Origin of the sequence: Nocardia sp. NPDC058480 (genome assembly GCF_042720495.1) — a bacterium.
Classification (GTDB): domain Bacteria; phylum Actinomycetota; class Actinomycetes; order Mycobacteriales; family Mycobacteriaceae; genus Nocardia.
Genome location: NZ_JBHXMN010000011.1, coordinates 60,835 through 74,240, shown reverse-complemented (window position 1 = coordinate 74,240; position 13,406 = coordinate 60,835). Strand labels below are relative to the sequence as shown.

Below are 13,406 nucleotides of genomic sequence, written 5' to 3'. Positions count from 1 at the left end.
TCCCATAAGGAGCACATTCGTGGACGAGGCCCTCGCCAGAGCAGGCATCTTCCAAGGCGTCGAGCCCACCGCGGTGGCCGCGCTCGCCAAGCAGCTGCAGCCCGTAGATTTTCCGCGCGGCCACGTCATCTTCAACGAGGGCGAACCCGGCGATCGGCTGTACATCATCACGACGGGCAAGGTGAAGATCGGCCGACGGTCCCCGGACGGCAGGGAAAACCTGCTGACCATCATGGGTCCGTCCGACATGTTCGGTGAACTGTCGATCTTCGACCCGGGCCCGCGTACCTCGACCGCGACCACGGTCACCGAGGTCCGCGCCGTGACGATGGATCGCGACGCTCTCAAGTCGTGGATCGATCAGCGCCCCGAGATCGCTGAGCAGCTGCTGCGCGTGCTGGCACGACGCCTTCGCCGCACCAACAACAACCTCGCCGACCTGATCTTCACCGACGTGCCAGGTCGCGTCGCCAAGGCGCTGCTGCAGCTCGCACAGCGTTTCGGCACCCAGGAAGCGGGCGCGCTACGCGTGACCCACGACCTGACCCAGGAAGAGATCGCCCAGCTGGTCGGTGCTTCCCGGGAAACCGTCAACAAGGCGCTCGCCGACTTCGCTCATCGCGGGTGGCTGCGCCTCGAGGGCAAGAGCGTGCTGATCTCGGATTCCGAGCGTCTGGCACGTCGCGCTCGCTGACGTTCGAACACGAGGTCGTCCCGGTACAGCGGGGCCGCGTCTGTGTGTGGGCTCACGAGGAGAGGGCCTCGTCCACACCATCGCGGTTTCGCCGTGCCGGGACGTCTGCGTTCCTGGCCCGGACATAGCTCGATCGCCGACGGAGCGAGCGCGTCGGCGATCGAGTGGGGATCAGTTCTGTTCGGCTCGCAGGTATTCCAGCTGCGCCTGCACGGAACTACGCGCAGCGGGCCACAGCCGTTTGTCCACATCGGCGTACACCTTGCGGACCACCGCGAAAGCGCCCGCGCCCGAACCCAGCTCCACCAGCGCAGCCCGCACTTGATCGAGCCGCTCGCGCCGATGGTCGAGGTAGTACTGCGCGACCGGTGTCGCATCGGGATGATCCGGCCCGTGCGCAGGCAGTAATGCCTTGCCCGCGCCGAGCTCACGCAGCTTTTCCAGCGACGCGAGGAAGTTCGCCAGCGCGCCGGGAGCGGATTCGAGCACGGTGGTGCCACGGCCGAGGACCGTGTCACCGGTGAGCACCGCGTCGTCGAGCAGCAGGCTCACCGAATCGGTGGTGTGACCCGGCGTGCCGAGCACCGTGATCCGCAGACCGGCGACCTCGATGACCTCGCCGTCGGCCAACGGCACGACCGCACCGCGCAGATACGCCGGGTCCACCGAACGCACCGGCGTCCCGGTGGCCTTCACCAGGTGATCGATACCGCCGGTGTGATCGTGATGGTGATGGGTGATCAGGGTCAGCGCGATCCGGCCGCCGGTGGCCTCGACGATGTCGGCGGTGTGCTTCTTGTCTTTCGGTCCCGGGTCGACGACCACAAAGGAGTCGCTGTCCGGGCCGCGCAGCAGCCAGGTGTTGGTGCCGTCGAGCGTCATCTGACCAGGATTGTCGGCCAGTAGTACCGATGCCGTCGGGGTGACCTGTCTGACTTGGCCGTACGCGGGATGTTCCAGTGCCATGACGGCTGCCTATCCGACCTCGACGATCAATTCCACCTCGACGGGTGTGTTCTTGGGCAGTTCCGAGACGCCGACCGCCGAGCGCGCGTGCACGCCCGCCTCGCCGAAGACCTCACCGAGGAATTCCGACGCGCCGTTGATCACGATCGGCTGATCGCTGAAGCCCGGCGCCGAGGCGACGAATCCGACGACCTTCACGATCCGCACCACCTGGTCGAGCCCGACCAGATCGTGCACGGCCGCGAGCGCGTTCAACGCGCACAGCCGAGCCGCCTCCTTGGCCTGCTCCACATCCACCTCGGCCCCGACCTTGCCGACCGCCGACAATTCACCGTCGACGAAGGGCAGCTGGCCGGAGGTGTACACCAGCGAACCGGTGCGCACGGCGGGGATGTAGGCCGCGACAGGGGCGGCGACCGGTGGCAGTGTGACACCGAGCCGGTCGAGCGCGTCCTTCCACGCGGTGGCCATGGTTACTTCTGCCGCTTCAGGTAGGCCACGTGCTGTTCGCCGGTCGGGCCGGGCAGCACCGAGACCAGCTCCCAGCCGTCGGACCCCCACTGGTCGAGGATCTGCTTTGTCGCGTGCGTCAACAGCGGCACGGTCGCGTACTCCCACAGGGTGACTTCACTCATGGTGTGAGTTTAGGACTCACCCCGAACGCCTGTGAGAAACGGGTTATAGGCTCGGCGACGTGGGAGCACCAACAGCAGAGCCGGTTTCGTCGGTTCCCGAACCGTCGACCGGATGGCCACAGCGCGCGGCCAAGGCCCGCTTGCACTACGTGACCGGCAAGGGAGGCACCGGCAAGTCGACCGTTTCGGCCGCACTCGCACTCGCGCTCGCCGCTGGGGGACGCAAAGTGCTGCTGGTCGAGGTCGAGAGTCGCCAGTCCATCGCGCAATTGTTCGACCGGCCACCGTTGCCGCCCACCGAGACCCATATCGCCAGCGCCGACGGCGGGGGCGAAGTGACGGCGCTGGCACTGGACATCGAGTACGCGTTCCTCGAATACCTCGACATGTTCTACAACCTCGGCTTCGCGGGCCGGGCGATGCGCCGGATGGGCGCCATCGAGTTCGTCACCACCATTGCGCCTGGTCTGCGCGATGTGATCCTCACCGGCAAGATCAAAGAATGCGTGGTCCGCACCGGCAAGGACGGCAAGCCCGCCTATGACGACATCGTCGTCGACGCGCCGCCGACCGGCCGGATCGCCGGCTTCCTCGACGTCACCACGGCCATGGCCGAGATCGCCAAGGGCGGCCCGATCGCCTCGCAGGCCGAGGGCGTGTCCAGCCTGCTGCACTCCGATCAGACGATGATCCACCTGGTGACGCTGCTCGAGGCGCTGCCGGTGCAGGAGACCGCCGACGCGATCACCGAACTCACCGCCGACGATCTGCGGATCGGCACGGTGATCGTCAACCGGGCGGCCACCGCCGAACTCGCCCCGGCCGAGCGCGACACGGCCGTCGCGGGCGAACTCGACACCGCCGCCATCGCCGCCGGCCTGGCGAAGGCCGGAATCACCCTGTCCGAATCGGACTTCGACGGTCTGATCGCCGAAACGGTCGACCACGCGACGGTGCTCACCGCGCAGAACGCGAGCGCCGCCGAACTGGCGCTGATCGATGTCCCCCAGCTGTCCCTGCCCGCCCTCGGCGACGGCATCGACCTGGGCGGCCTCTATGAACTGGCCGAACAGCTATCCGCGCAGGGAGTCCGATGAGCGAGCACGTTTCCACCCCGCCCTTATTGGACGTTTCGAAGATCATCGCCGATCCGAGCGCCAAGGTGATCGTGTGCTGCGGGTCCGGCGGGGTCGGCAAGACCACCACCGCGGCCTCGATCGCGCTGCGAGCGGCGGAATCGGGCCGCAAGGTGGTGGTACTGACCATCGATCCGGCGCGCAGGCTGGCGCAGTCGCTCGGCGTGGCCGAGCTGGACAACACCCCGCAGCGGGTGCAACTCGATCACGAGGTCCCGGGCGAGCTGCACGCGATGATGCTGAACATGCGCCGCACCTTCGACGACATGGTGCTCGAGCACACCAGCGCGGACAAGGCCGAGCAGATCTTCGCCAATCCGATCTATCAGACGGTGGCGTCCTCGTTCGGTGGCACGCAGGAGTACATGGCGATGGAGAAGCTCGGCCAGCTGGCCGCGCGCAAGGAGTGGGACCTCATCGTGGTCGACACTCCGCCCTCGCGCAACGCGCTGGATTTCCTCGACGCGCCCAAGCGGCTCGGCACCTTCCTCAACGGCAAGATGATCCGGTTGATCATGGCGCCGGGGCGCGGTGTCGGCCGGTTCGTCACCGGGGCGATGAGCCTGGCGATGCGCGGGGTGTCGACCATCGTCGGCGGGCAGATGCTCAAGGACGCCTCGACGTTCCTGCAGTCGCTGGAATCGCTGTTCGGTGGGTTCCAGGACCGGGCCGAGCGCACCTTCGCGATGCTGTCCAAGCCGGGCACCCATTTCCTGGTGGTCGCCGCGCCCGAGCCGGACGCGCTGCGCGAGGCGTCGTTCTTCGTCGACCGGCTCTCGACCGAGAAGATGCCGCTGGCCGGGCTGGTGCTGAACCGGACGCACCCCGCGCTCTCGGAGCTGTCCGGTGATCACGCGCTGACCGCCTCGGACCAGCTGGCCGATTCGGACCCGCTGACCGCCTCGGTGCTGCGCATCCACGCGGATCGGGTGTCGACGGCGGCGCGGGAGCGGCGGCTGCTGCATCGCTTCACCGGTGCGCATCCGCGTGTACAGATCGTCTCGGTGACGGCGCTGCCCTTCGAGGTCTCCGACCTCGAAGCACTGCGCGCGGTCGCCGATCAGCTGACAGGTACCCCGGCTTCGGCCTGATCGATTCAGACAAATCCGCTATAGCTCACAATCCGGTAACACTCACCAACGGCGCCGATTCCGCAAACCACGCGGTCTCGGCGCCGTTTGTGATAACGGTCCGGTCTCGACTGCTAGATAGCCACCTGATGCTGGCGCTGGGCGTTGAAGAATTCCGCCCACGACGTCACGTCGGGATGCTGTTTGAGCAGCGCACGCCGCTGCCGCTCGGTCATCCCGCCCCACACACCGAACTCGACCCGGTTGTCGAGCGCATCGGCACCGCACTGCATCAGCACCGGGCAGTGGCGGCAGATCGTTGCCGCCTTGCGCTGGGCCGCACCGCGAACGAACAGCTGATCAGGGTCCACTTCCTTGCATCGCGCCTGGGCAACCCAAGCGATCCTTGCCTCGGCCTGCTCTACATCCAGTCGAGCGATGGGGGTTGTGATGTGCATTTGATGTGCCCCTTTGCAGTCCGAACACCGTTGTGCGGCGCTCCAGAATCGCGAGCGCGGATCACAGCAACCCAACTACCGCTGCGTTCCGCACCACATTCCACTTTGAGTGTTAGCTCTATCACACTGGGTTCTCAATCTAGGTAAAGGTATGGCGGTTACGCAAGACCGCCCCCCGATTTTTTGGTACGGGCGTCCATTCAAATCGGGCCAGAACGGCGCAGTAGTGCTGTTCACCGGCGTGGCCGGTCGCGACACGCCGATGTGATCATTTTGTTGACACGCCCGAGCAACCCCCCTGGCACCGCCCGGACATTCCCCGTCGAGCAGCACAGCAGTGAACCTCGCCACGCCACCCTTTAGGCTGGGCTCGTGCCGATCACTCAAACGCTCGCGAGGCTGGCCGGCAGCTGCGCGCTGGCCGCCGTGCTTGTCGCTGGGCTGTTGTTCCCCTTGGCCGGTGGATTCGGGTTCATCTCCAACCGCGCCGCCGATGCCGTCGACAACGTCTCAGCCGAACTGGTGGAGGGCACCGTCCCCGCCGTGTCGACCATGGTCGACGCGAACGGATCGCCCCTGGCGTGGCTCTACGAGCAACGCCGCTTCGAGGTGCCGAGCGATCGCATCTCCAACAACATGAAGCTGGCGATCGTGTCCATCGAGGACAAGCGCTTCGCCGATCACAAGGGCGTGGACTGGCAGGGCACGCTGCGCGCGTTCCTCACCAACACCTCCTCCGGTGAAGTGCAGCAGGGCGCGTCGACCCTGGACCAGCAGTACGTGAAGAACTTCAACCTGCTCGTGGTCGCCAAGACCGACGCCGAGCGCCGCGCCGCGATCGAGACCACACCGGCGCGCAAGCTGCGCGAGATCCGGATGGCGCTCACCCTGGACCGCGAGCTGTCCAAGGACGAGATCCTCACCCGCTATCTGAACCTGGTGCCCTTCGGCAACGGCTCCTACGGCATCCAGGACGCCGCCCAGACCTACTTCGGTATCGACGCGTCCCAGCTCAACATCACCCAGTCGGCGATGCTGGCGGGCATGGTGCAGTCCAGTTCCAAGCTGAACCCCTACACCAACGTCACCGGCGTCACCGATCGCCGCAACACCGTGCTCGACACGCTGATCCAGAACATCCCGCACCGCGCCGCGGAGTTCAGCAAGGCCAAGGCCGAACCGCTCGGCGTGCTGCCCGAGCCCAAGGGTCTACCGCGCGGGTGCATCGCCGCCAACGACAAAGGCTTCTTCTGCGACTACGCGCTGGAGTACCTCACAGAGGCCGGGATCAGTCGCGAGCAGATCGACAAGGGCGGCTACCTGATCAAGACCACCCTCGATCCGGTGCTGCAGGAATCGGTGAAGCGTTCGGTGAACGAGCAGGCCGACCCCAACCTCGACAACATCGCCGAGGTCATGTCGGTAATCGCGCCCGGTCAGGATTCGCACGCGGTTCTCGCGATGGCGTCGAGCCGCACCTACGGCCTCAACCGTGACGCCAACGAGACGCTGCTCGGCCAGCCGTACTCGATGGTCGGTGACGGCGCGGGCTCGATCTTCAAGCTCTTCACCACCGCCGCCGCGATGGAGAAGGGCCTCGGCATCGCCGCCCAGATCGATGTGCCGGGCACCTACGCTGCCAAGGGCATGGGCTACTCGAACTCGCCGGGCTGCCCAGCCGACTCGTGGTGCGTCAAGAACGCCGGTAACTACCCGGGATCGATGTCGGTGACCGACGCGCTCGCGACCTCGCCCAACACCGCCTTCGTGAAGATGATCCAGGACGTGGGTGTCGAGGCCGCGGTGGACATGGCTGTGCGCCTCGGCATGCGGGCCTACGCCGAACCGGGCACCTCCGGCCACGGCAAGACGAGCCTGGCCGACCACATCAAGAACAACAACATGGGTTCGTTCACCCTCGGCCCGTTCGCGATCAACCCGCTCGAACTGTCGAATGTCGCCGCCACGCTCAGCTCCGGCGGCAAGTGGTGCCCGCCCTCGCCGATCAAGGAAGTTCTCGACCGCAACGGTAAGGCTGTTCCGCTCACCCAGCAGGCCTGTGAGCAGGTAGTCGACCCCGGTCTGGCCAACACCCTCGCCAACGCCATGAGCAAGGACGACGTCAGCGGTACCGCCGCGGGTGCGGCGCGCAGCGTGGGTTGGTCGGCGCCGATGTCGGGCAAGACGGGTACCACCGAAAGCCACCGTTCCTCGGCGTTCGTCGGCTTCACCAACTCGCTGGCATCGTCGGTCTACGTCTACGGCGACAGCCCGACCCCCGGGGAGATCTGCTCGTTCCCGCTGCGCAACTGCGGCGCCAGTAATGCCTCCGGCCTGTTCGGCGGTAATGAACCGGCCCGCACCTGGTTCAACGCCATCAAGCCGTTGATGGACCGATACCCGCCTGCCGCGCTGCCGCCGCTGGACGACAAGTACGTCCGTGGCGCGAACAACTCCCAGGTCCCCGATGTCGCGGGCAAGTCGCAGGGCGAGGCCACCTCGATCCTGTCCGGTGCAGGCTTCCAGGTCTCGGCGGTGACAGGAGCCGGTTCACAGGCCAAGGGCACGGTGATGGGCAGTTCACCGAACGGCTCGGCCATTCCGGGCTCGGTGGTCACGATCTACATCAGTGACGGGACCGTCCGGGTGCCCGCGCCGACGACTCCCCCGCCCGCCGCGCCAGCACCGGTGATTCCGGGGCTGCCGCAGATTCCGCGCCTGCCACCGATCCCCATCCCGGTGCCGCGCTAGTCACACGAAAATGGCCGCCGTCCGATTCGGACGGCGGCCATTCCTGTTTCAGAGCCGGGCTTTGACCGCGGCGGAGATCCGGGACCCGTCGGCCTTACCGGCGGCCAGTTCGGTGGCGACCTTCATGACCTGACCCATCTGCTTCATCCCAGGGCGCGCACCGAGCTGCTCGGCGACCTGGGCGATCGCGGTATCGGCAACCTGCGCCACCTCGGCGTCGTCGAGCTGAGTCGGCAGGTACTCCTCGATGATCTGCTCTTCGGCGCGCTCGTTCGCGGCCAGTTCACCGCGACCGTTCTGCTCGTAGATCACCGCCGCCTCGTTGCGCTTCTTCGCTTCCTTCTGCAACAGCGACACGACATCGTTATCGGAGAGTTCGTGCGCCTCCGTACCGGAGACCTCGGAAGTCTGGATAGCGGCGAGCAGCATCCGCAGGGTCGCGAGACGCAGTTTGTCCTTGGCTTTCATCGCGGAGGTCATATCCGCGCGCAGCTTGGCTTTCAGTTCCGACATGCGGTTTACCGTAGTCGTTCGCTCTCCGGACTCCCATCACATTTCCGTCGCGGAGAAAATTCCAGACCGTTTGTGCGGAAACACACGCGCCGATCCGGGAGGGGGTCGCCTATGCTGGGCAAATGCCCGTTATCTCGACGTCCGCTGTCCGCCGAACCGCGTTGGGAGCCGCTGGGGCCGCCGTCGCAGGCATCGGCTACGCCACGCTGATCGAACGGAACGCGTTCGTCCTGCGTGAAGCCACGATGCCGGTGCTGGCGCCCGGGTCGCCGACGTTGCGCATTCTGCACGTCAGTGACCTGCATATGATGCCGGGCCAGCAGCTCAAACAGCAGTGGCTGCGCGAACTCGACCGGCTCGAACCCGACCTGGTCGTGAATACCGGCGACAATCTTTCCCATCCCAAGGCCGTGCCCGCCGTGGTGCAATCCCTCGGTGCGCTGCTGGCTCGACCGGGCTTGTTCGTGTTCGGTTCGAATGACTATTTCGCGCCGGTGCCGAAGAATCCGCTGAAGTATTTCAAGAAAGATCACCGTCGCGTCTACGGCGATCCGCTGCCGTGGAAGGACCTGCGCGCGGCATTCACCGAACGCGGCTGGCTCGACCTGACCCACACCCGGCGCGACCTCGAGGTGGCGGGTATCCGCATCGCCAGTGCCGGCGTCGACGACCCGCACCTGCAGCGCGACCGCTACGAGACCGTCGCGGGCGCACCGAACCAGCTGGCGCAGCTCAGTATCGGTGTCACGCACTCGCCCGAGCCGCGCGTGCTCGATCGTTTCGCCGAAGACGGCTACGACCTGGTGCTGGCCGGTCACACGCACGGTGGGCAGCTGGTCGTCCCCGGTTACGGCGCGCTGGTCACCAACTGCGGCATCGACAAGTCGCGCGTGAAGGGCGCCTCCCAGTGGGGCGAGCACACCCAGTTGCACGTCTCGGCGGGCATCGGCACCTCCCCGTGGGCGCCCTACCGCTTCTGCTGCCGCCCCGAAGCCACGCTGCTGACTTTGGTCGGCGCCCAGCCCAAGCGGCCCTCCGCCGACACCGGCTTCGGCATTTCGACCTCGGAGGCCGTAGCCCGCTAGGGTCTGGCTCCGAACGACATTTTCATTGAGGTGTCATCAGGAGACGACCGTGAGCAGTGGATCCGACGACAGGCGCGACGACCCGACCGTATTCGGCGGGCCCGGCGCACCGAACCAGCCCGACCAGCAGTGGCAGCGGCCCGGTTCGCCTGATCCAGTTGCGGGACAACCGAATCAGGGCACACCTGACCCCACCGCGGTCTGGACACCGGGCAGCACCGGCCTCCCGCCGACGCTGCGCTGGGACGGCTCCGGCCCACCGCCCGGCCTGCCCGAGCCCACCTCCTGGGCTCCCGCGGGCCCGCAGGATTGGCAGGATCCCGGCAATCCCGCTGCGGGACAACAAGGTCCACCGCCAGGGCAGGGCGACCCGACCCAGCTCCATCAGCCACCCCTGCCCTGGCCGGGAGCGAATCCGCCTGCAGGCCAGCCGGGTTCGAATCAGCCATGGCAGCCCGGCATGAACCCCCCGGCGGGACAACATCCTCCGGGCCAGCAGTGGCAGCCCGCGGCTCCGCAACCGGGCATGAATCCGCCTACCGGACAACAGCTTCCGGCCCAGCATGGGCAGCCCGCGGATCCGCAACCGGGCATGAATCCACCTGCCGGACAACAGCCTCCCGGCCAGTGGGGCGCGCCGGTTCCTCCCGGCCAGCAGTGGGGCGCTCCTGCCGCAGGTAGCCAGCAACCTTGGGGGGCCGCTCCGCAACAGCCCGGCCAGCAGCAATGGGGCACACCGGCGGGGCATACCGACCCGACCAGGGTCGGCGCACCGAGTTGGCAGCAGCCGGTGCCGCAGCAATACGGCGAAATCCCGCCACTGGACCACCGCAGCGTCCAGTCCTACGGCCAGCCCTTCCCGCCCAGCCAGAAATCCGGAAACAAGGCGGCGATCTGGGCCGCGGCCGGGGTCGCGGCGCTGCTCCTGGTCGGCGGCACGATCACCGCGGTCGCACTGACTCGCGGCGACAACGCACCGACCAACACCGCGGGCGCCACTCCGTCGATGGTCAGCGCCCTGTCGACCACCCCTAAGCCGACCTCGTCGAGCAAAACCGAACCCAGCACTACGCCCCCCTCGGGTGCCGCATCGAATCGCAAACCCCTCATCGAGGGCTACCAGGTAGTCGCCTCCCCCGACCGTGGCGCCGCCTACGACGTCCCGGCAGGCTGGAAGGTCGCCTCCGAAACCACCATCGGCGGCGTCGGCGAACCGCCCGGCGACTCCGTGATCGGCAAGGGCTACGCCTCCGACGGCCGCGACTACTGCCCCAACTCCACCCGCACCATGTCGCTGCTCACCGGCTCCAAAAACGCCGACAACGCCGCCGCGGGCGCCGAACTCGGCATCAAAGCCGCCCCCCTCGCCTACCAGGGCTCCCAGGGCACCCCCGGGCCCGCCCAGCCCCTGAAGTCGATCGACGGCAAAACCGAGGGCATGTTCACCGAGACCACCGGCACCGTCCCCGCCCCCAAATCCGGCTGCGCCGCCACCTACTCCGTTTACACCTACGCCTTCAAAGGCGCCAAGGACGGCAGCTTCGTCATGGTCATGGTCGCCGACACCGGCGTCCCCGGAGCCATCGACACCGCAACGGCCAAACGCATCTTCAGCACCATCAGATCCCTCGACTAGCCCCCACCTGACCAGCCAATTTAACGTTTCACGACCCCACGTTGTAAGCTACTTCAGGTTCGCCTCACGGGGTGTGGCGCAGCTTGGTAGCGCGCTTCGTTCGGGACGAAGAGGTCGCAGGTTCAAATCCTGTCACCCCGACGTGTTGGTTGAGACACAGAAGAGCCCCTGATCAGTTCACTGGTCAGGGGCTCTTCGCTTGTCTGAGGGGGTTTGCGGTCGAGGGGGTTCGGCCAGCAGATGGTGATGGCCGTGAGGGAGATCAGGCCGAGGATGAGGGCCAGGATGGTGGGGCTCATGTGGGTCGCCCTTCCGGGGTGAGCGGAGTGGGAGCGCGACGGTGGGCTCGTGGTTCGAGTGTGGGCGTCTGCGTGGTGGGTGGGGTTGCCTGCGTGTTCGGGGTTGGTTGAGAAGTTCTCGCGGCGCGCGGCCCTGCGTGGTGAGGGTGCCGGTGTGAGCAGGGGATAACGTGGCGCTTACTTTCTGCCATTCGATAGAAATTAGCGGTCGATAGCGTATACACCCATGTCGACAAGGGTGGATGCACCGGGAGATGGCTCGGGAAGGCCGTTGCGCGACGTCGTGTATTCGACGTTGCGGGGGGAGTTGATGAACGGGGATATCCGGTTCGGGGAGCGACTCACCGAGCCGAAACTGTCGACCAGGTTCGGGATCTCCCGCACGCCGGTTCGGGAGGCGCTCACGATGCTCTGCTCCGACGGGCTGTTGCAGCGTGAGGAGTTCGGGTTCAGCCCGGTGCGGCCGAGTGTGGCGCGGATTCGCGATCTCTACGAGCTACGGCTGACCCTGGAACTGGGTGGGATGACGCGCGTGCGGGCGGATCCGCGGATCACCCACGACACCGCGCTGCTGCGCGCCGAGCGGCAGAAATGGCTGACCCTGCAGGCCGACCCGCCCGTCCAGGAGCCGGGTTTCGTCGTCGTCGACGAGGAATTCCATGTCGCGCTGCTGACCGCGGCGGGCAATGCCGAGATGGTGCGCGCCCTGGTGGCGGTGAACTCCCGGATCCGGCATGTGCGCATGTACGACTTCATGATCAACAACCGCATCGAGACCACGATCAGCGAGCACCTCGGCATTCTCGACGCGGTCCTCGCCGATGACCTCACGCTGGCTCAGCGGCTCTTGCACACCCACATCGGCGATTCGCTGGATGTGGTGCTCGAGCGCATTTCCCGTGCCGTTGCCGCCATGTCCCTCAGCGAATAGAGCCGTTAGTGATCACCATTGCCGGCTGTCCTGAATTCGCTTATGCGGCAATGGAAACTGCCGCTGGACCTGGCCGTCACCGCTAGAAAGGTGCTGGCGGGCAAGGATTCTCGCGACCCGCGAGTGGCCAGCCGACGTCCGACTCGGAGTATCCGCCGTGCCCAAGATCGCAATCCCCCGACCCGAAGACCTCGAGCCACAGAGCCCGGCAGCCTTCACCGAAACTGTTGCTGCCCTGCATGATCAGGAGCTAGGCACCACCGACATCACGCGGTACGGGAGTTGGGTGGCGTATCAACGGGATCGGTGACGTCGATGCCGAGCTCGGCGAGCAGGCCGGTCACGCGATGACCGATGTCGTCGCGGATGGGCCGCACCTGCTCGACCTCCAGCCCGGCCGGATCCTCGATGATCCACTCCTCGTAGCGCACCCCCGGCACCAGCGGACACGTATCGCCGCAACCCATCGTGACGATCACGTCGGCGGCGCGGATGATCTCATCGGTCCACGGCTTCGGATACTCGCGCGAGATATCGACGCCGACCTCCGCCATCACCGCCACCGCGGACGGATTGAGCTGCCCACTCGGCACCGACCCACCCGACCAGGCCACCGCCCGGCCCAGCGCCAGCTCCTCGAAGAAGCCGAGCGCCATCTGCGAGCGGCCCGCGTTGTGCGTACACAGGAACAGCACCGTCGGGCGCGGCTGGGCCACCTTGCCCTCGATCTTGGCCAGCGCCTGCAAGCGCTGCCGCCCGAATCGCTCGGCCAGCAGCGGTAAGTACAGGGTCACCGTCGCCCTGGCGGCGAAGTTCTCGTAGGAGGAATGCAGGAAACGATGGATCGTCTCCAGCTCGAACATTGTCGCGAATTCTTCGCGCAGCCGCACCTCAGCACGGTCGAGCGCGTCGGAGTGCTCCGCAATATCGACCACCCCACAACCCTTACCCGAATCCGGGCCATACGCAAACGGCCGGGCCGATCACCCCTCGATCAGACCGGCCCGGTCCGCGTACCCGACGACACGTCATGGAACATCCTCGGCCCAGCCCGTCGGTGTGGTTACCGTCGGCAGTGCGTCTTCAGCGTCTGGAAGAGCCACCTTCTGGTCTGCACCGCCGGGTCCGGCCGATCACCCCTCGAGACCGATCGGACCCGGTTGTTCCGGTGTCTGAAGCAACAATGCGGTGTCGGTCTCTAGAGCTTCTTAAGAACAACTTGTCGGCGAACG

13 protein-coding genes and 1 tRNA gene are annotated in these 13,406 nt (G+C 66.6%); 8 read left to right on the top strand and 6 right to left on the bottom strand.

Annotated features, from left to right (window positions below; translation table 11 throughout):
- Positions 1–19: 19 nt before the first annotated feature.
- A complete protein-coding gene (locus tag ACFWO8_RS23755) occupies positions 20–694 on the top strand; it encodes a Crp/Fnr family transcriptional regulator (RefSeq protein ID WP_040703546.1) in 675 nt (224 codons plus the stop codon).
- A 171-nt stretch (positions 695–865) separates the two neighbouring features.
- On the opposite strand, the gene ACFWO8_RS23750 is transcribed toward ACFWO8_RS23755, so the two are convergent.
- The 3 genes from ACFWO8_RS23750 to ACFWO8_RS23740 are packed head-to-tail and all read right to left on the bottom strand — an operon-like array spanning position 866 to position 2,295.
- Positions 866–1,660, bottom strand: coding sequence for an MBL fold metallo-hydrolase (locus ACFWO8_RS23750; RefSeq protein WP_378961727.1), 795 nt, complete (start codon positions 1,658–1,660; stop codon positions 866–868).
- 9 nt (positions 1,661–1,669) lie between these two features.
- Positions 1,670–2,131, bottom strand: a complete 462-nt coding sequence (locus ACFWO8_RS23745) for a RidA family protein (RefSeq protein ID WP_211300352.1) — start codon at positions 2,129–2,131, stop codon at positions 1,670–1,672.
- A 2-nt stretch (positions 2,132–2,133) separates the two neighbouring features.
- Positions 2,134–2,295, bottom strand: coding sequence for a DUF4177 domain-containing protein (locus ACFWO8_RS23740; protein ID WP_101464811.1), 162 nt, complete (start codon positions 2,293–2,295; stop codon positions 2,134–2,136).
- Between the two features lie 59 nt (positions 2,296–2,354).
- Between ACFWO8_RS23740 and ACFWO8_RS23735 the strand changes: the two genes are divergently transcribed.
- Positions 2,355–3,392 (top strand): ArsA family ATPase, encoded by a 1,038-nt coding sequence (locus tag ACFWO8_RS23735; protein ID WP_378961701.1) that lies wholly within the window; start codon positions 2,355–2,357, stop codon positions 3,390–3,392.
- The gene (locus ACFWO8_RS23730; RefSeq protein ID WP_378961685.1) at positions 3,389–4,522 is read left to right on the top strand and encodes an ArsA family ATPase; all 1,134 of its coding nucleotides are present in this window, start codon (positions 3,389–3,391) and stop codon (positions 4,520–4,522) included. Before ACFWO8_RS23735 ends, ACFWO8_RS23730 begins: the two co-directional genes overlap by 4 nt.
- Positions 4,523–4,635: 113 nt before the next feature.
- On the opposite strand, the gene ACFWO8_RS23725 is transcribed toward ACFWO8_RS23730, so the two are convergent.
- Positions 4,636–4,959, bottom strand: coding sequence for a WhiB family transcriptional regulator (locus tag ACFWO8_RS23725; RefSeq protein WP_056821932.1), 324 nt, complete (start codon positions 4,957–4,959; stop codon positions 4,636–4,638).
- A 372-nt stretch (positions 4,960–5,331) separates the two neighbouring features.
- Between ACFWO8_RS23725 and ACFWO8_RS23720 the strand changes: the two genes are divergently transcribed.
- Complete coding sequence (locus tag ACFWO8_RS23720) at positions 5,332–7,710, top strand: penicillin-binding protein (RefSeq protein ID WP_378961672.1); 2,379 nt, start codon at positions 5,332–5,334, stop codon at positions 7,708–7,710.
- 48 nt (positions 7,711–7,758) lie between these two features.
- Here ACFWO8_RS23720 and ACFWO8_RS23715 read toward each other — a convergent pair whose 3' ends face one another.
- Positions 7,759–8,223 carry a GatB/YqeY domain-containing protein gene (locus tag ACFWO8_RS23715; protein ID WP_378961661.1) on the bottom strand — a complete coding sequence of 155 codons (465 nt, stop codon included), beginning with the start codon at positions 8,221–8,223 and terminating at the stop codon, positions 7,759–7,761.
- 122 nt (positions 8,224–8,345) lie between these two features.
- On the opposite strand from ACFWO8_RS23715, the gene ACFWO8_RS23710 reads away from it, so the two are divergent.
- From ACFWO8_RS23710 to ACFWO8_RS23695, 4 genes are all read left to right on the top strand, one after another.
- Positions 8,346–9,308 carry a metallophosphoesterase gene (locus ACFWO8_RS23710; protein ID WP_378961652.1) on the top strand — a complete coding sequence of 321 codons (963 nt, stop codon included), beginning with the start codon at positions 8,346–8,348 and terminating at the stop codon, positions 9,306–9,308.
- Positions 9,309–9,357: 49 nt separating this feature from the next.
- Positions 9,358–10,944, top strand: a complete 1,587-nt coding sequence (locus ACFWO8_RS23705; protein ID WP_378961646.1) for a hypothetical protein — start codon at positions 9,358–9,360, stop codon at positions 10,942–10,944.
- A gap of 67 nt (positions 10,945–11,011) precedes the next feature.
- Positions 11,012–11,085: transfer RNA gene (locus tag ACFWO8_RS23700), tRNA-Pro, on the top strand.
- Positions 11,086–11,469: 384 nt separating this feature from the next.
- Positions 11,470–12,174: a GntR family transcriptional regulator gene (locus tag ACFWO8_RS23695; protein WP_378961638.1), complete on the top strand. Its 705-nt coding sequence runs from the start codon at positions 11,470–11,472 to the stop codon at positions 12,172–12,174.
- Between the two features lie 266 nt (positions 12,175–12,440).
- Here ACFWO8_RS23695 and ACFWO8_RS23690 read toward each other — a convergent pair whose 3' ends face one another.
- A complete protein-coding gene (locus ACFWO8_RS23690) occupies positions 12,441–13,109 on the bottom strand; it encodes an arsenate reductase ArsC (RefSeq protein WP_378961633.1) in 669 nt (222 codons plus the stop codon).
- Positions 13,110–13,406 lie beyond the last annotated feature (297 nt).

What these genes read in the sequence shown, in the direction of transcription:
- ACFWO8_RS23715 (WP_378961661.1), bottom strand. Translation starts at nt 8,223, where the DNA reads ATGTCGGAACTGAAAGCCAAGCTGCGCGCGGATATGACCTCCGCGATG.
- ACFWO8_RS23710 (WP_378961652.1), top strand. Translation starts at nt 8,346, where the DNA reads ATGCCCGTTATCTCGACGTCCGCTGTCCGCCGAACCGCGTTGGGAGCC.
- ACFWO8_RS23725 (WP_056821932.1), bottom strand. Translation starts at nt 4,959, where the DNA reads ATGCACATCACAACCCCCATCGCTCGACTGGATGTAGAGCAGGCCGAG.
- ACFWO8_RS23695 (WP_378961638.1), top strand. Translation starts at nt 11,470, where the DNA reads ATGTCGACAAGGGTGGATGCACCGGGAGATGGCTCGGGAAGGCCGTTG.
- ACFWO8_RS23750 (WP_378961727.1), bottom strand. Translation starts at nt 1,660, where the DNA reads ATGGCACTGGAACATCCCGCGTACGGCCAAGTCAGACAGGTCACCCCG.
- ACFWO8_RS23730 (WP_378961685.1), top strand. Translation starts at nt 3,389, where the DNA reads ATGAGCGAGCACGTTTCCACCCCGCCCTTATTGGACGTTTCGAAGATC.
- ACFWO8_RS23745 (WP_211300352.1), bottom strand. Translation starts at nt 2,131, where the DNA reads ATGGCCACCGCGTGGAAGGACGCGCTCGACCGGCTCGGTGTCACACTG.
- ACFWO8_RS23740 (WP_101464811.1), bottom strand. Translation starts at nt 2,295, where the DNA reads ATGAGTGAAGTCACCCTGTGGGAGTACGCGACCGTGCCGCTGTTGACG.